This window comes from Micromonospora okii (assembly GCF_020884795.1).
Classification (GTDB): domain Bacteria; phylum Actinomycetota; class Actinomycetes; order Mycobacteriales; family Micromonosporaceae; genus Micromonospora; species Micromonospora okii.
This window is the reverse complement of the sequence record NZ_BBZF01000024.1, coordinates 46,637-62,941: the sequence shown is the minus strand read 5'-3', so window position 1 is coordinate 62,941 and position 16,305 is coordinate 46,637. Positions and strand designations below refer to the sequence as shown.

The window sequence follows — 16,305 nt, the reverse complement described above, 5'->3', positions numbered from 1 at the left end:
GGCCGTCGAGGTCACCGGGGTGGCGGCGGCGTCGACCATGTAGCCGGGCGGGATGACGGCCCGCACCGTGCCGGTGGCGTCGGAGAGCTCCACCGCGCCGTCGCGGATCGCGGCGGTGAGCCCGTCGAGACGCAGCGGGAAGTCGTACGTCCGGGGGGCCTTCGGGGAGTGCAGGACCAGCGTCTCCTTCAGCGCGCCGGGACGCGACTCCAGTTCCAGGTCCACCCCGGGTAGCACGCCGCGGTAGGTGACCAGCGCGCCGTCGGCCTTGCCGGGCACCGCCGCGGCGCCGGCCAGCCCGTACGACAGGGCCTTGCCGTCGGCGACGGCGAAGCGGGCCACGGCCGGGGAGTCGGCTCGGCCGGCGAGCCGCACCTGCACGGCATCCGCCCTGTTGCGCCAGCCGGAGGCGGCCTCGGCGGTCAGTTTCGGGTCGATCGGCGCCCAGTCGCCCTTGGCGGTCTGGTAGTTGACCGGCGCGGTCGAGAACACGGTGGTCTGGGTGCCGTCGGCGTTGGCGTAGACCTGCCGGTAGGCGTCCCGCTCCCGCGCCAGCTCCTCGCTGGTGGCCGACTGGTAGCCGCGCGCCTTCTGTGCCGGCGGCTGCTGGACGGAGGCCTTGTTCGCCGCGACCTTCGGCTGCTGCGGCAGCTTGTGCTGGGGGTAGCGCGACTGCTCGGAGGCGGGGATCTTCCGGTTCGCCTGACGCCGCGCGGCCTCGTCCGTCTGCGGGGCGCCGTCCCACGCCTGTCGGGGCGCGGGGGCGGCCTTCTGCTGCCGCTTCGCGTCGGCCGCCCCGCGTGAGCCCGTCGCCGTCAGGTCGATCTGGGTCGGCACCTCTCCCACCCCGGTCGCCGCGATGACGATGGCCATCGCCCCCGCCAGCGCGGTGGCCAACCGCCGACGCAGCGGCGGCGGTTTGCGCAACAGGTCGGGAAGCGGGCCGGCGGTCGAGCCGCCGAACATGCTCTTCTTACCGTGATGCATCGCCGGCCTCCGTGCGCGCAGATTCGCTCTACCGCACCGCGGCTCTGCGATGCCGCCAATGGATATCGCGGGGCCGCGACGCGTTTCGGCGGCGATACGGAACCGTTATCCGGAGTGGATGTTCAACCGCTGCGCGGAGGCCGCTTGAACGGGGGCGGGACGCCGGGCCGGCCCTGCGCCGGCGTGCCGGCCTCCACGGTCGCCACCGCCCGGCTCACGCGCCTCACGTCGCCGTCGGCACCACCAGCTCGGGCACGTCGCCCAGCGCCCGGACGGCGGTGACGGCGGCGTAGCCCTCGGCCAGCCAGGCCAGGTCGGTGCCGGGCACGTGGCGGGCGCCGTGCTGCTCGACGGCCGTACGCACGAAGCCCTCGCCGGTCTCGGCGACGGCCATCTGCACCTGGCCGAACGGGGCGAGGGTGGCCTGGCGCAGGCCGGCGACCCGGCCGATCGGCAGGTCGGGCACGTTGAGGTTGAGCACGACGCCGGGTTCCGCGTCGAGCAGCCAGGGCAGCAGCCGGCCGGCCAGCTCGGCGGCGGTCGGCCAGTTGCGGGTCTCGTCCTCGGCCGCGTCGAGCGCGGCGATGGCCGCGCCGCCGCTGCCCGCGCTCGCCGCCGCCGCCGGGGAGAGCACGTCCAGCGACACGGCCAGGGCGCGGGCGCCGTTGTTGCCGGCGGTCAGCGCCGCGCCGACCGTGCCGGAGTGCAGGATCGCGTGACCGGCGTTGGCACCCCGGTTGATGCCCGACAGCACGAGCTGCGGGGCCGGCCCGAACACCCCGAGCCCGGCCAGGACGGCGATGTAGGCCGGCGAGGCGGCGACCCCGAACGCGGGCACGTCGGGGAGCCCGGCCAGCTCCGTCTCGGTGAACACCACCCGCCCGTCGTCGGTCACCGCCGACAGCGCCGCGCTCATGCCGCTCGCCTCGGCCTGCGGCGCGGCGACCACCACGTCGAGGCCGTGTTCGTGGGCGGCCCGGGCGAGCCACCGGATGCCGGGGGCGTGCACGCCGTCGTCGTTGGTCACCAGGACGCGCGCCCGGCGCTCAGCGGTCATCGTCGCTCCCGGAGTCGCCGTCGAGCGGGGTGAACCGCACCCGGCCGGCGAGTTCCCGTACGGCTTCCGCCCGCCCGGTGCCCAGGCCGTGCCGGGTGACGTTCAGCGCTCCGGCGGCGGCGCCGACGCGGACGGCCTCCCGCAGGTCGCCGCCGCGGGCGAGCACCGAGGCCACGCCGGCGGTCATCGAGTCTCCCGCACCCCGGTGCTCGGCCAGCTCCAACGGCGGGGCGTGCACCTGGAGCGCCGTGTCGTCGTCGAGCAGGGCCAGGGCCGGCTCCCCCGCCCGGCTGATCAGCACCGACGCCGCGCCCCGCTCCCGCAGCCGCCGACCGGCGTCCAGCAACGCCGGCACGCTGTCGTCCTCCGCGAGCCCGTCGTCGAGCAGCTCCTCGTGGCTGACCTTCAGCACGGCCACCCCGCCCTCCAGCACCGCCGCCAGGTGGGCGCCGGAGAGGTCCGCCACGACCGTGCCGCCGTTGGCGGTGAGGTCGGCGGCGAGCCGCCGGTAGATGTCCGGGTCGACCACGTCCGGCGCGGCGGGACCGCTGAGCACGCTGACCGGCGCGCGCAGCCCCTCCGTCAGCGTCACCGTGTACAGCTCGTCGATGTCGTGGCGGACCATCGGCTCGCCCGGGTTCTCGGCGATCTCCCTGCGGGAGCCCTCCCGCCGGTCGTGCACGTACCAGCCGGTCCCGGAGAGCCGCTCGATGACGCGCACCGTCACGTTCTCCTGGGAGAGGAGCTTGCGCAGCGCGCCGCCGACCTCGCCGCCGAGGGCCACGCAGAGGACGACCGGCGTCCCGAGGGCGGCGATCATGCGGGTCTGCCACACCCCCTGCCCGCCGGCGTGCAGGTGCAGCTCGACGGTGGCGGCCTGCTGCTCGATCGTCACGGTCAACAGCGGCGCCGGGGCGAACACCATCACCTGCTCATCCATTGCCACATACTGCCCCAAAACGGCCCTGCCAACCGGACGCCGGGCGGGATTTCCCGGGAGAACCGGACAGCGGCCCGGTCCCCTCGCCCGCGACCGGGCGCGCGGGCGGCCCTCGGATGGAAGAGCCCGGGACGACTGAGCCGCGAGCCGGCGGGTAACCGCCGTCGTGGCCGACTGGCGGGAGGTCTTCATCCCGGACACGTCGCTGCTGGAGATCGCCGTCCGGGGCAGCGTCATCTACCTGACGCTGTTCTTCCTGCTGCGCGTCGTGCTCAAGCGGGAGAGCGGCACCACCGGCGTCAGCGACCTGCTGGTGATCGTGCTGATCGCCGACGCGGCGCAGAACGGGATGGCCGACGAGTACACCTCGGTCACCAACGGCGTGGTCCTCGTGGCCGTGATCATCGGCTGGTCGTACGTGCTCGACGCCGTCGCCTACCGGTGGCCCGCGGCCGCCCGGGTCATCCACCCGCGCCCGCTGTTGCTGGTGCGGGACGGCGAGATCCTGCGCCGCAACATGCGCCGGGAGCTGGTCACCGAGGAGGAGCTGCTCAGCCAGCTCCGCGAGCAGGGCGTCGCGGAGCTGTCGGAGGTGCGGGAGGCCAGGATGGAGTCCGACGGGCAGTTCAGCGTCATCACCCGCGACGGCGGCGACAAGGCGCGGGGCAGGTCCGCCCGGCGCGGTGCCCCCTGAGGGCGTACCGCCGTCCGTGGCGGGTAGGCGTCGGGCATGGCGCGGTACACGAATCCCGAGCTCCGGCAGCGGCTCAAGGAAGAGATCCAGGCGTCCGAGAAGGGCGGCAGGAAGGGGCAGTGGTCGGCGCGCAAGTCGCAACTCCTCACCCGGGAGTACCAGAAGCGCGGCGGGGGCTACGTCGGCCCGAGGGACGAGCGGCAGAAGTCGCTGCGGCGCTGGGGCAACGAGGACTGGCAGACCCGCGAGGGTGACACCCGGGCGCGCCACGACGGCGAGACGGACCGTTACCTGCCCAGACGGGCCTGGGAGGAGCTCTCGCCCGAGCAGCGGCGCGCCACCGACGCCAAGAAGCGCAGGGAGTCGAGGACCGGCCGGCAGTACGTGGCGAACACCGGGCCGGCCAGCCGCGCGCGGCGGGACGCCACGTCGGCGCAGCGGCTGTCGGAGCTGCCGGTCGCCGAGGCCGTCAAGCTCGTCCGCGGCCTCGACGACCGCCAGCTCAGGGCGGCGCTGCGGCGCGAGCGCGACGGCAAGGCCCGCAAGACGCTCCTACGCCGCCTGGAGGCGGAACTCGACCGACGCTGACCGAGGGGTCAGGACTCGACCGGGCGGCCCACGGGCCGCCCGATCGGCGGTGCGGGGCTGGATCGGAGGACGGCGGCAACCGCCGACCAGACGTGAGCGAAAGTCGATCGGTCGGGTTTCCGACGGGGCTCCGTACACGAGGGATGGTCAACTCCTACGGTGACTCCGGCACGCCAGGAGATCGACGGCCCGGGATTCGACCCGGTGCCGCGATCCGGGCGTTTACAGGGGGTTCTCTTGATGCACGTTCGGAGCCGCGCCATCGCGGGTCTGATTGCCGGGTCAGTGCTGATGACAGCTCAACCGGCGGCTGCGGGAACGACGGCAGGCGCCACCAGCGCGACCCGCCCGGTCCTGCGCACGGTCGCGGCCCAGACCGCGCCGCCGGGGCACACCGGTCTCGTTCCCACCACGCCCCGCAGCGACGTACCGCGGATCAACGACGGCGAGATCACCGACATCGAGGTGATCGGCAACCGGGTCTTCATCGCCGGCTCCTTCACCGGGATCGCCAACGTCGGCGGGACGACGCTCGCGCAGCGGTCGCTGGCCGCGTACAACATCGACACGGGCCTGGTCGACACCACGTTCCGGCCGACCTTCGACGGGGCCGTGGAGGCCGTGGAGGCGTCGCCGGACGGCTCGTCGCTCTACGTGGCGGGGTCGTTCAACACCGTCGGCGGGCTCACCAAGCGCAAGATCGTGCGGCTCGACCCGACCACCGGCGCCCCGGTCGCGGCCTTCACCGCCCAGGGCAACGGGCGCGCGACCGCGCTGGCCGTGAGCAACACCGCCGTGTACGTGGGCGGCCAGTTCACGAAGGTGAACAGCGTGACCCGCCCCGCGCTGGTCGCGCTCAACCCGACCACGGGAGCGGTGGACAGCGGCTTCAACCTGCCGCTGTCCGGCGGCATCGGCGTCGGCGGGATGCTCACCGTGCAGCAGCTCAAGCTGACCCACGACGGCAGCAAGCTGATGGTCGTGCACACCGGCCGGCAGATCGCCGGCCAGGACCGCTACGGCGTCGGCCTCGTCGACACCGCCACCAAGGCCCTGCTGCCCTGGCGCACCCGCCTGTGGGAGGACAACCTCTCCTTCGTCGGCGGCATCCAGCGGGTCTTCGCCGGTGACATCGCGCCCGACGACTCGTACTTCGTCGTCACCAGCGGCTCGGGCGGCGACCGCCCGCCGATCAACGACACCGCCATCGCGTTCCCGGTGGCCGGCAACGACCAGGTCGAACCGATCTGGGTGTCCCGCCACTTCGACAGCATCTACTCCGTCGCCGTCACCGAGAAGGCCGTGTACGTCGGCGGCCACTTCAGTTGGCAGGAGTCGCCGACGGCCAACGTCCCGTGGCCCGGCCTGGACAACGTCGGTTACGGCTCGGGCCAGGGCCTGAGCGGGTACGGCCTCGGCGACCAGGTGGTCCGCCGCGACCACATCGGCGCGCTCGACCCGGCGACGGGCACGGCCCTGGAGTGGAACCCCGGCTCCACCTCGTACGAGGGCGAGAAGGCCATGCTGGCCACCCCGCGCGGCCTCTTCGTCGGCGGCGACGGCAACACCAAGGGCGGCCTGCCGGTGGGCCGGGTCGGCTTCTTCGACCTCAACGACGTCCCGGCGGCCTCCCCGGTCGACACGACGATCGTCACGCCCATCGAGGGGCGGGTCGAGGCGGCCAACACCTCCTTCACCATCCAGGGCCAGGCGACCGCGCCCTCCGGCGTGCAGAAGGTGCAGCTCGAGGTGCAGAACCGCAGCTCCCGCAAGTGGTTGCAGGACGACCTCGTGACGTGGGGCTCGGCCAACACCATCCTCACCACGCTCGCCACCCCGAACGCCACCTCGACCTCCTGGTCCCTGTCGGTCTCCTTCCCGGTCGGCGAGTACCAGCTCCAGGCGAAGACCTTCGCCGGCAACGGCGGGAGCGACAGCACGAAGGCGATCAAGAAGATCGAGACGTTCAGCCTCGACGACCTGCCGCCGATCACGATGATCACCTCGCCGGCCGCCGGCCTGCTCGCCACCCGCACCTTCGTCGCCACCGGCACCGCCTTCGACGACAAGGGCGTCGCCGGGATGTCGTACTCGCTGCGCACCCCGGACAACCGCTACCTCCAGGACGACGGGACGCTCGCCCCGGTCTACAACACCTTCCGGGGCGAGCCGGACGTCATCGGCGCGGTGTCGACCACCTGGCAGTTCGAGGTGGCCCTGCCCAGCGAGGGCGAGTGGCGGCTCACCGCCACCGCCATCGACGTCGGCGGCCAGAGCGACCTGCGCGGCGTCACCCGCGACTGGATCGTCTCGGCCAACGGCGTCGCGCCCGTGGTGGCCGTCACCGCCCCCGCCGCGATGACCCCGCCGGCCGCCGCCACGCCGATCACGGTCGCGCCGGGCGGCGCGGTCACGTTCTCCGGCACGGCGAGCGACGACGGCACGCTGCGCTCGGTCGAGGTGTACCTGCGCAACAACAGCACCCGCGAGTCGCTGGCCGCCGACGGGACGTGGGGCGTCGACGCGGTCACGGCGTACCACCGGGTCTCGCCGACGAACCTCAACGCCGCGTCGTACAACTGGTCCTTCACCAGCGTGCCCCTCACCCCCGGCGTGTACGACTTCCGGGTGCGGGCCACCGACAACCTGGGTCTGACCACGACGACGGCCAATCTGGGCCGGCTCACCGTCACCGCCCAGGTGCCCGGCGACGCCTTCCCGAACGGCCTGCTGAGCTTCACCGGCGTCGACCAGAACGTCGACCAGTTGCACCTCGACCTGGCCGGCACCGCCACCGACGACAAGGGCGTGCAGGGGGTACGGGTGGCGCTGCGCGACCTGGACACCGGCCGGTACGTGCAGCCGAACGGCACCATGGCGGCGGGCTTCGCCACGCTGGGCGCGGTGCTGGGCTCGCCGGGCGCGACGAGCACCACCTTCACCCTCTCGGCCGACCTGCCGACGAAGGGCGAGTACAGCGTCGAGGCGTGGGCCGTGGACACGGCGGGCCAGTCGGACGGCTCGACCTCCGGGGCCACCGCCAAGTACCTGGTGTACCCGGGTGACCTCGATCCGCGCCTGGAGCCGAGCCTGATGATCCCGCAGGACGGCGACGTCCTCGCCGACTCGCGGATCGTGATCAGCGGGCGGGCCGTGGACGACGTCGGGATGCTCAAGGTGGAGGTCCAGATCGTCAACAGCGCCGGCCAGGGAATGAACGCCTCCGGCGTGTTCGCGCCCAGCACCCCGGGCAACGCCCCCTGGCTCACGACGTTCCTCACCAGCCCGGGCTCGCCCGGGTCGAACTTCGCCTACACCACGCCGGTGGTTCCGGCGGGGGCCTACACGTTGACGATCCGGGCGGTCGACAACTACGGGCAGGTGCAGCAGACGCCGAGGGTCATCCCCGTCACGGTGAGCTGAGCCATCCGACCGCCGTCCCCGGTGCCGACCCGGCCCCGGGGGCGGCGGTCACCCGTCTCCGGCGTCCTCGATGCGGATGCCCAGCGCCCCCGCCAGGGTGTACGACAGGGCGGCGAGATCCTGGTGGGCCACGACGGCCCCGGCCATGCTCGTCACCCCGCCGATGCCCGCCAACACGCAGTCGGCGAACCGGGTGCCGGTCAGCGTCGCCTGGGAGAACTGCGCCCCGCTCAGGTCGCAGCCGGTGAACCGGGCCCCGCGCAGGTCCGCGTTCTGGAAGTCCGCCCCGGCCAGGTTGCACCCCTCGAACGCGACGCTGACGAAGTCCGTGAACCGCCACGACGACAGGTCCAGCCGGCAGTCCGAGATCGTCACGTCCCGCACCGAGCCGTCGACCCACTGCACGCCCGTCATGCGCGCCGTCGCCAGCCGCACCCGCAGCATCGACGAGCGCTGCGCCCGCAGGTTCGCCAAGTTCGTGCTCTCGAAGAGGCAGTCGGCGAACGTCGCGCCCTCCAGCCGGGCGCCGCTGAGGTCCGCGCCCCGGAACCGGCACTGCGTGAACTCGGCCCCGTCCGCCGACCGCCCCGACAGGTCGAGGTCGAAGAACCCGAGCCGCCGGAAGGTGGCCTCGTCCTCGACGGCGGCGTCGGAGGCGGTCGCCAGCTCCAGCGACGCCGGGGGCTTGGGCCGCACCGGCGCCCGCCACCCGGCCGCGCCACCACGCGACGATCGCACCGCCATCCCCGCACGCTAGCCGACCCGGCCGGCGGGGCGGAAATTCGCGCAGGTCAGGTGGCGCGCGGGGCGTACATGATGACGGCCACGCCGAGCAGGCAGATCGCCGCGCCGGCGAGGTCCCACCGGTCGGGGCGGAAGCCGTCGACCACGACGCCCCAGGCCAGCGAGCCGGCGACGAAGATCCCGCCGTAGGCGGCCAGGACGCGGCCGAAGTTCGGGTCGGGCTGGAAGGTGGCGACGAAGCCGTACGCGCCGAGGGCGATCAGGCCGGCGGCGATCCACCACAGGCCGCGATGCTCCCGCCAGCCCTGCCAGACCAGCCAGGCGCCGCCGATCTCCGCGAGCGCGGCGAGGGCGAACAGCAGCAGGGAACGGAGGACGGTCACCTGCCGGACCGTACCGCAGCCGAACCCCGCGCCGTCGCCGACCGGCGCGGGGCGGCGGTACGCCGGGGTGCCGAGAACGAGCAGCCGCCGCGTCGCTGTCACCCGGACCTGGTGCCCACGGTGACCGTGCTGTCGTCGTCCCCGCTGTACGGCTTCCAGGAGACCGCGGTCAGCGGCCCAGCAGGCGCTTGGCGACGCGGCGCAGCCGGGAGCGCAGGCCGGGGGCCGGCTTGCTGGCGACGACCTGGACGGGGGCGGCCCCGTCGGCGGCGCACCGGAACGTCAGCGGCAGCCGGCCGTCCTCGGTCCAGCCGTTCTCGGTGAGCCGGGCCTTGAGCAGCCAGGTGCCCTCGGTCCGGCCGGAGTTGATGGTGGCGAAGTCCAGCCGGGCGGTGGCGTGGTGCACGAGGTGCACGACGCCCGGCTCGGCGCCCGGGACCGGCACGTCCTCGACGCGGCACTCGACCGGCAGGAAGAACTCCTCGCCGCCCTCCTTGCGCCGGGCGACGATGTCGAGCCGCGCCATGGCCCGGCGCTTGGTGACGTCGAGCACGTCCGGGTCGACGTCGACGGGCAGGACGATCTGGTAGCGCCCGTCGGAGACGGTGAGGCCGACGGGCTCGTCGCCGGACGCCAGGTGCGCGCTGGCGGTGACGGTGAGGACCATCCCCTCGACCCGGTGCTCGTCGACCTTGGCGCGGACGCGGACCTTCGCCTCCCACTCGGCCAGCTCGCGCAGCCCGTCGACCCGGTCCTCGGCCGTGAGGGCGGTGATCGCCCGCTGCAACGGCGGGAGCCCGGCGGCGACGCCCGGCGCGAAGCGCTCGCGGACGATCCCGCCGCACTCGCGCGCCACCTGCGCCACCCAGTCGGCCGGCTCCTTGAGCAGCCGCTTGCCGCGCAGCCGGCTGACCATCTCGTTGCGCAGCCAGCGCCGGTGCAGCTTGTCGCGCAGCGGCCCCGGCTCGGTGTGCGCGTCGACGACGTCCAGCACGTCCCGCAGGTTGGCGTAGTACCCGGCCGGGTCCATCGCCTGGGCCGTCACGTTGCCGGCGTCCTCGCGGCGGATGTGGTGGTAGCAGACGTAGTTGGACAGCACGGAGGTGCGCTTCGACAGGAAGAACGCCCGGACCACGAAGAGGTGGTCCTCCAGCCGGCGTCGTTCCTCCACGAAACGGATCTCGTGCTCGTTCAGGAACGAGCGGCGGAACAGCTTGTGCGACGTCAGGCTGTCGATCAGCGGAGAGTTCTGCAACGTCGCGTCGGGGCGGTCCTTGCGGAACAGTTCGCGCGGCACCGAACGGTTGTGCCCGGCCATCTTGCCGACCACGATGTCCGCGTCGTTTTCCTTCGCGTAGGCGTAGAGGCGTTCCAGGGCCTCGTCGGCGAACCAGTCGTCGTCGTCGGAGAAGAAGACGTACTCGCCGCGGGCGTTGGCGACGCCGACGTTGCGCGGTCGGGACGGCCAGCCGGAGTTCGGGATGTGCACCACGCGGATGTGCTCGTGGGCGGCGGCCAGCTCGTCCAGGCGGGTTCCCGTGGAGTCGGTGGAGCCGTCGTCGACGAAGACCGCCTCGAACTCCCCGGGCGGCAGCGACTGGCGCAGGAGGGAGGCGATCAGCCGCTCGATGTGCGGGCCGGAGTTGTACGCCGGAACCACCACACTGACCTTCGGCGCATTCGTACTGGCGGTCATGGTCTTCTTCCCGTCAGCGGTCGAGAACACGAACACCGTAGCGGCCCCCGGACAGCGGCGACCGGCCGCCTTCCCGGGAAATCGCGCACCGGAGCCGGTGGGCGCAGGCAATTGTCACGATGTGGTCCGGTTGGGCGTGTCGAACCCGGGGAAGTTGATTTCCACCTCACCAGCCCGCGGAAAGGGATGCGACCGTGACCAACGACCAGTACGACAGGCAGGACCCCCAGGAGCAGTTCCGCACCCCCGAGGAGCAGAGCGGCGGCCAGCAGTCCGCCCCCGGCAGGACCGCGAAGATGCCGGACGCCCCCGACCACGGCGAGGAGAGCTACCGGGGCAACGGCCGGCTCACCGGCAGGCGGGCCGTGATCACCGGCGGCGACTCCGGCATCGGCCGGGCCGTCGCGGTCGCGTTCGCCCGGGAGGGCGCCGACGTCCTGATCACCTACCTGCCGGAGGAGAAGGACGACGCCGAGGAGACCGCGCGGCTGGTGCGCGAGGCGGGCCGGACCGTGGTGACCGTGGCCGGCGACCTGTGCGAGGAGGCGCACTGCCAGGAGGTCGTCCGGCGGGCCGTCGACGAGCTGGGCGGGCTGGACATCCTGGTGAACAACGCCGCCCACCAGATGTCGCAGGCCGGCGGGATCACCGACATCACCACCGAGCAGTTCGACCGGGTGCTGAAGACCAACCTGTACGCGATGTTCTGGCTCTGCAAGGCGGCCGTGCCGCATCTGGAGCCGGGCTCGACGATCATCAACACGGCGTCGATCCAGGCGTACCAGCCCTCCCCCGACCTGCTGGACTACGCCACCACCAAGGCCGGCATCGTCAACTTCACCAAGGGGCTGGCGCAGAACCTCGCCGACCGGGGCATCCGGGTCAACTGCGTGGCGCCCGGCCCCATCTGGACCCCGCTGATCCCGGCCACCATGCCCGAGGACAAGGTCGAGTCCTTCGGCAGGGACGTGCCGCTGGGCCGCGCCGGTCAGCCGGCGGAGCTGGCCCCGGCGTACGTCTTCTTCGCCTCGCAGGAGTCCAGCTACATCACCGGCGAGGTGCTCGGGGTGACCGGCGGCAAGCCGCTGGCCTGAGCCGGCGGCGTCACGGCAGCCGGCGGTGCCACGGCAGGTCGGTCGGCGCGGCGACCCGTCCCCACCGCACGGGTGGCGGGCCGGGTCGCCGCCGGGCGATCCGACGCGCCGGAGGCCGTGTGAGCGGCGACTACCCAGGGTAAAGCGAGATCATGGGATCGCTGCGAACCTCGCCGCCACCGCCCCGGGCCGTCGAACTGAAGTCCTGGCCCCTCACCAACGCGGCGGAGCTGCGCGGGCTCCGCGCGTCCCTGCACGAGGCGCTGACCGGGCACGCCCTCGCCGAGGGCGAGGAACTCGACGACATACCCGAGCGGATCGTGCTCGTCGCCACCGAGCTGGCCACCAACGCCCTCCTGCACGGGCTGCCGCCGACCACCGTCCGGCTGCTCCGCGACGACGACGTGTTCATCCTCGACGTCGCCGACCACGACCTCGCCACCGTGCCCGAGCCGGCGGACACCCGCCAGTTGGGCTCGGGTGGCCGCGGCCTCCAACTCGCCCGGGCCTTCTCCCTCGACGTCGGCTGGTACGCGACCCAGGAGTCGAAACACATCTGGGCCTCGTTCCCCCGCCAGGGCCACCACAGCGCCCGCTGAGCCCGCCGGGGGCCGGCAGGCCGGCTGAAATCCGCGCGCAGGGCCGGCTGAGCCCCCGCGCGGAGGGCCGACAGCGCCGGTTCGGCGCGCGGGAGACGCCCGGCCGACCCCCGGCGGGCCGGCCGCGCTCGGGCCGGGGCCGCCCGGCGGTACGGTTTCCCGGTGGACCGGCGCCGGCCGGTCCCGCCCAGCCACCGGCCACGCACCGGGACCAGGACCGACGGAGGGACGCCCGTGCCGGACGCCGACGAGCTGATCGCCGACGCCCTCGCGGCGGCGCGCGGCACCGACACCCGGGCGGCCGAACGGCAGCTCGACCGGCTGGTGGTCGGCGTCGGCGTGCCGGGCGGCCCGGCCGCGCTGGACGCCGCCCTGGTGGCCCGCCTCGTGCGCGGGGTGGGCGGGCTCTGGCCCCGGGGCTGGCAGCCGGCGGACCTGGCCCGGATCGCGGCCCGCCGCCTCGGCCCGGCGGCCGGACGGCTGGTGGTCGACCTGGTCGCCGCCCAGCGCCGGGTCCAGCCCGACCCGGTGCCCGGGTGGTGGGACGACCAGCTCGCCGGCCTCGACGCGGCCGTGTGGTGGGACGACGACCGCCGGTACCTGACGGCCTGGGCCGCCCGCGAGGGCACGGACCGGATCGCCGCGCTGCGCGAGGCGGTCGAGGTGCTCGCGCTCGTGGAGGGGCTGCCGCCGATCGCGGTGCTCCGCCCGCCGCCCGGCACGGCCGCCCCGGCGGCGGCGACGCCGCGCGGCGGGAGCGGCTCCCGGATGCTCGACCGGGTGCGGGCGCTGCTGGCGAAGGCCGAGTCGACCACCTTCCCGGCCGAGGCCGAGGCGCTGACCGGCAAGGCGCAGGAGCTGATGGCCCGGCACAGCCTCGACGTGGCCCTGGTCGAGGCGACCGTCGAGCGCGGCGACGTGCCCGGCGGGGTGCGGCTCGGCACGGAGCCGCCGTATCCGGGGGCGAAGGCGCTGCTGGTGCAGGAGGTGGCCGCCGCGAACCGGTGCGAGTCGGTCTGGTCCGACGACCTCGGCTTCGCCACCGTGCTCGGCTTCCCCGCCGACCTGGCCGCCGTCGAGCTGCTCTACACGTCGCTGCTGGTGCAGGCCACCGCCGCGATGCTGCGGGGCCGGACCGAGCGCCGGGCGCGGGGCGGCAGCCGGCGCACGAAGGCGTACGACGAGTCGTTCCTCAACGCGTTCGCGCTGCGGATCGGCGAGCGGCTGCGGACGGCCACCGACGAGGCGAGCCGGGAGGCGGCCCGGGAGCAGGGGTCGGACCGGCTGCTGCCGGTGCTCGCGGCCCGCACGGACGCGGTGCGGGAGCGGATGGACGACCTCTTCCCGGGGGTGACCAGCAAGCGGCTCGCCGTCGCCGACGAGGAGGGGTGGTCGTCCGGCACCTCGGCCGCCGACCGGGCCTCGCTGGGCGGCCCGTCCGGGCCACCGCCCCGGGCCGTGCGCGGCGGCCGGGCCACGCGCTGACCGCGCCGCGCGGGGGCGATCAGAACAGGCGGCCCCGGTACGGGTGCGGCCGGCCCCACTTCTCCTCCCAGTTCAGCAGGTCGGCCTCCCGCTGGGCAGGTCCGCCCCGACTTCCCCCGGCGGGTCAGGCCCGGCACTCCCGGGTCAGCTTCGGCGGGATGTCGACGAAGGTCGAGCCGAGCCACTTCACCGGCGTGCTCGACCTCGCCCCCGTGTCGAGCTGCTTCGCGGTCTCCGTGAGCAGCTCCTCGATCTCGTCGTCCTCGGCGCGTTCCGCCTGCTCGCGGACGTCGTCGGCGAGGCCGCCGAGGGTCGCCTTGAGCCGGGAGTTGAGCTCCTCGCTGGTCTCCTCGCCCCGGGTGGCGGCGGCCGACTCGTCGGCGATCTTCTTGCTCCCGGCCACGATCAGCTTGTCGACCGCCTGGCACACCTCGACCGTGTTGGCGGCGGTCACCGCCTGCGGGGACTCCGACGGCTCGGGGGCGGTGCCGGTGGGCGGATCGGCCGGGGCGCTGGTGGGCGGCGCGGCGGCGGGTTCCCCCGCGGTGTCGTCGGCCGACTGGCAGCCGGCGGCGAAGGCGGCCAGGGCCACCAGGGCGGCGGTGCGACGCAGGGTCACGGTACGACGAGACATGATCTCCCCACTCGGTTGTCGACCGTCCCAGCATGACGTTGGGCGTCACCGACCGTACCCGGCGGGGTGTGGGCGCGCACGGCCCGGACACGCCGGCGCCGGGCCGGCGAGTGGCCGGCCCGGCGCGCGTACGAGCTGGTTCAGCTCTTGAAGGCGTCCTTGATCTTCTCGCCGGCCTGCTTGAGGTTGGCCTTGGCCTGGTCGTTGCGGCCCTCGGCCTCGAGCCGCTCGTTGTCGGTGGCCCGGCCGGTGCCTTCCTTCAGCTTGCCGGCGGCGTCCTGGGACGTGTTGGCGAGCTTGTCGTCGATACCCATGTGAACCTCCCGCGTTGCGTTCTGTTTCGGCTACGACCTGGGGATACCCCGCCCCCGGGCTGCCCAACCATCCCCGCCGGTGATCCCGCACTCACGGTGACCGACCGCCTGGTTGGCCCCGACGGGGCGCGGGAAGAGGTAGGGCAGGACGGACGAAAGGAGAAGCCGGTGGACCAGTCCTCCGCGCCGATCCTGGAGGCGCTCGTCGCCTACCGGGAACGCGGTGACATCAACTTCACGCCGCCGGGCCACCGACAGGGCCCGGGGGTGGACGAGCGGGTCCTCGACATCCTGGGCCGGGACCTGTTCGCCGCCGACGTGATGACCATGAACGGGCTGGACGACCGCCTCCAGACGGGCGAGCTGCTCCCACCGCCCAGCGGCTGATGGCCGACACGGTCGGGGCCGACCACGCGTTCTTCTCCACCTGCGGCAGCTCCATCTCGGTCAAGACCCTGATGATCTCGGTCACCGGGCCGGAGGAGAAGCTGCTGATCAACCGCAACGCGCACAAGTCCGTGGTCGCCGGCATCATCATCGCCGGCATCCAGCCGGTCTGGATCGAGCCCCGCTGGGACGCCGACCTGCACCTGGCGTACCCGCCGGGCCCCGACACGGTGGAGGAGGCGCTGCGCGGGCACGTCGACGCCAAGGGCGTGCTGGTGGTGAGCCCGACCGACTACGGCACCTGCGCCGACCTGAAGGCGATCACGGAGGTCTGCCACCGCCAGAACAAGCCGCTGCTGGTGGACGAGGCGTGGGGCGCGCACCTGCCGTTCCACCCCGACCTGCCGGAGTGGGCGATGAACGTGGGCACGGACGCCTGCGTCACCAGCGTCCACAAGATGGGCTCGGGGCTGGAGCAGAGCTCGGTCTTCCACGTCCGGGGCGACCGGATCGACCCGGCGGTGCTCAAGCAGCGCGAGGACATGCTCAGCACCACCAGTTCCTCGCCGCTGATCTACGCCGCCCTCGACGGCTGGCGGCGGCAGATGGCCGAGCGCGGGCACGAGCTGCTGGCGTCGACCCTCGACCTGGCGCGCGAGACGCGGGCGGCGATCGACCGGCTGCCCGGCCTGGCCGTGCTGGGCGAGGAGTTCACCGGCCCGGGGAAGGCGTTCGAGATCGCCCCTTGAAGATCGTCGTCGACGTCTCCGAGCTGGGCATCAGCGGCTACCAGGCGGTCGACTGGCTGCGCGCCGAGCGGCACGTCAACGTGGCGCTGGCCGACCACCGGCGGATGTCGCTGGCGCTGACCCACGCCGACGGCCCGGAGACGACCCGGGTGCTGGTGGACGCGCTGCGGGCGCTCACCGGGGCGGCGGGCGAGCTGCCCCGGGCCAGGCCGGTGGCGCTGCCCGCCCCGCACGAGCTGCGGCTGGAGATGGCGATGCTGCCCCGGGACGCGTTCTTCGGCCGTACCGAGCAGGTGCCCGCCGACCAGGCGGTCGGTCGGGTGGCCGCGGAGCTGATCACCCCGTACCCCCCGGGTGTTCCCGCCGTGCTCCCCGGCGAGGTGATCAACGAGGCGGTGGTCGAGTACCTGCGCAGCGGGCTGGCGGCCGGCATGGGCATCCCCGACCCCACCGACCCGGAGCTGAAGACCATCAAGGTCCACGCCGGCTGAACGACGCCGCGCGCCCGCCGGGGTCGGCGGGCGCGCGGCG

17 protein-coding genes are annotated in these 16,305 nt (G+C 73.8%); 9 read left to right on the top strand and 8 right to left on the bottom strand.

Features of this window, described 5'->3' with window-relative positions; all coding sequences use genetic code 11:
* From LPU43_RS23440 to LPU43_RS23430, 3 genes are all read right to left on the bottom strand, one after another.
* On the bottom strand, positions 1 to 987 hold a 987-nt coding region (locus tag LPU43_RS23440), incomplete at its 3' end, for a hypothetical protein (RefSeq protein WP_229402674.1).
* 223 nt (positions 988 to 1,210) lie between these two features.
* Positions 1,211 to 2,044 (bottom strand): 5'/3'-nucleotidase SurE, encoded by an 834-nt coding sequence (gene surE / locus LPU43_RS23435; protein ID WP_229402673.1) that lies wholly within the window; start codon positions 2,042 to 2,044, stop codon positions 1,211 to 1,213.
* Positions 2,034 to 2,984 (bottom strand): PfkB family carbohydrate kinase, encoded by a 951-nt coding sequence (locus tag LPU43_RS23430; protein WP_229402672.1) that lies wholly within the window; start codon positions 2,982 to 2,984, stop codon positions 2,034 to 2,036. Before LPU43_RS23430 ends, surE begins: the two co-directional genes overlap by 11 nt.
* 166 nt (positions 2,985 to 3,150) lie before the next feature.
* Between LPU43_RS23430 and LPU43_RS23425 the strand changes: the two genes are divergently transcribed.
* From LPU43_RS23425 to LPU43_RS23415, 3 genes are all read left to right on the top strand, one after another.
* Positions 3,151 to 3,678, top strand: a complete 528-nt coding sequence (locus LPU43_RS23425; protein ID WP_229402671.1) for a DUF421 domain-containing protein — start codon at positions 3,151 to 3,153, stop codon at positions 3,676 to 3,678.
* 36 nt (positions 3,679 to 3,714) lie between these two features.
* Positions 3,715 to 4,266, top strand: coding sequence for a DUF5872 domain-containing protein (locus tag LPU43_RS23420; protein ID WP_229402670.1), 552 nt, complete (start codon positions 3,715 to 3,717; stop codon positions 4,264 to 4,266).
* 291 nt (positions 4,267 to 4,557) lie between these two features.
* Positions 4,558 to 7,689, top strand: coding sequence for a hypothetical protein (locus LPU43_RS23415; protein ID WP_229402669.1), 3,132 nt, complete (start codon positions 4,558 to 4,560; stop codon positions 7,687 to 7,689).
* 48 nt (positions 7,690 to 7,737) lie between these two features.
* Here LPU43_RS23415 and LPU43_RS23410 read toward each other — a convergent pair whose 3' ends face one another.
* The 3 genes from LPU43_RS23410 to LPU43_RS23400 all read right to left on the bottom strand — a co-directional run bounded on the left by LPU43_RS23410 (position 7,738) and on the right by LPU43_RS23400 (position 10,512).
* Positions 7,738 to 8,433, bottom strand: coding sequence for a pentapeptide repeat-containing protein (locus LPU43_RS23410; protein WP_229402668.1), 696 nt, complete (start codon positions 8,431 to 8,433; stop codon positions 7,738 to 7,740).
* A 47-nt stretch (positions 8,434 to 8,480) separates the two neighbouring features.
* Positions 8,481 to 8,816, bottom strand: a complete 336-nt coding sequence (locus LPU43_RS23405; RefSeq protein ID WP_229402800.1) for a YnfA family protein — start codon at positions 8,814 to 8,816, stop codon at positions 8,481 to 8,483.
* Positions 8,817 to 8,985: 169 nt separating this feature from the next.
* Entirely contained in the window at positions 8,986 to 10,512 is a 1,527-nt protein-coding gene (locus tag LPU43_RS23400; protein ID WP_229402667.1) for a glycosyltransferase family 2 protein, read from the bottom strand.
* Between the two features lie 194 nt (positions 10,513 to 10,706).
* On the opposite strand from LPU43_RS23400, the gene LPU43_RS23395 reads away from it, so the two are divergent.
* The 3 genes from LPU43_RS23395 to LPU43_RS28720 all read left to right on the top strand — a co-directional run bounded on the left by LPU43_RS23395 (position 10,707) and on the right by LPU43_RS28720 (position 13,690).
* Positions 10,707 to 11,606 carry an SDR family oxidoreductase gene (locus LPU43_RS23395; protein ID WP_229402666.1) on the top strand — a complete coding sequence of 300 codons (900 nt, stop codon included), beginning with the start codon at positions 10,707 to 10,709 and terminating at the stop codon, positions 11,604 to 11,606.
* 152 nt (positions 11,607 to 11,758) lie between these two features.
* Positions 11,759 to 12,205 (top strand): ATP-binding protein, encoded by a 447-nt coding sequence (locus tag LPU43_RS23390; RefSeq protein ID WP_229402665.1) that lies wholly within the window; start codon positions 11,759 to 11,761, stop codon positions 12,203 to 12,205.
* Positions 12,206 to 12,439: 234 nt separating this feature from the next.
* A complete protein-coding gene (locus LPU43_RS28720; protein WP_229402664.1) occupies positions 12,440 to 13,690 on the top strand; it encodes a DUF2786 domain-containing protein in 1,251 nt (416 codons plus the stop codon).
* Positions 13,691 to 13,814: 124 nt separating this feature from the next.
* Here LPU43_RS28720 and LPU43_RS23380 read toward each other — a convergent pair whose 3' ends face one another.
* Positions 13,815 to 14,309 (bottom strand): hypothetical protein, encoded by a 495-nt coding sequence (locus tag LPU43_RS23380; RefSeq protein ID WP_229402663.1) that lies wholly within the window; start codon positions 14,307 to 14,309, stop codon positions 13,815 to 13,817.
* 155 nt (positions 14,310 to 14,464) lie between these two features.
* Positions 14,465 to 14,638: a CsbD family protein gene (locus LPU43_RS23375; protein ID WP_229402662.1), complete on the bottom strand. Its 174-nt coding sequence runs from the start codon at positions 14,636 to 14,638 to the stop codon at positions 14,465 to 14,467.
* A 168-nt stretch (positions 14,639 to 14,806) separates the two neighbouring features.
* Between LPU43_RS23375 and LPU43_RS23370 the strand changes: the two genes are divergently transcribed.
* From LPU43_RS23370 to LPU43_RS23360, 3 genes are read left to right on the top strand one after another with little or no spacing between them, the layout of a single operon-like run.
* Entirely contained in the window at positions 14,807 to 15,025 is a 219-nt protein-coding gene (locus LPU43_RS23370; protein WP_229402661.1) for a hypothetical protein, read from the top strand.
* Positions 15,025 to 15,774: an aminotransferase class I/II-fold pyridoxal phosphate-dependent enzyme gene (locus LPU43_RS23365; RefSeq protein WP_229402660.1), complete on the top strand. Its 750-nt coding sequence runs from the start codon at positions 15,025 to 15,027 to the stop codon at positions 15,772 to 15,774. Before LPU43_RS23370 ends, LPU43_RS23365 begins: the two co-directional genes overlap by 1 nt.
* On the top strand, positions 15,771 to 16,265 hold the full coding sequence (locus LPU43_RS23360) for an Orn/Lys/Arg family decarboxylase (RefSeq protein WP_229402659.1): 495 nt from the start codon (positions 15,771 to 15,773) through the stop codon (positions 16,263 to 16,265). Before LPU43_RS23365 ends, LPU43_RS23360 begins: the two co-directional genes overlap by 4 nt.
* Positions 16,266 to 16,305 lie beyond the last annotated feature (40 nt).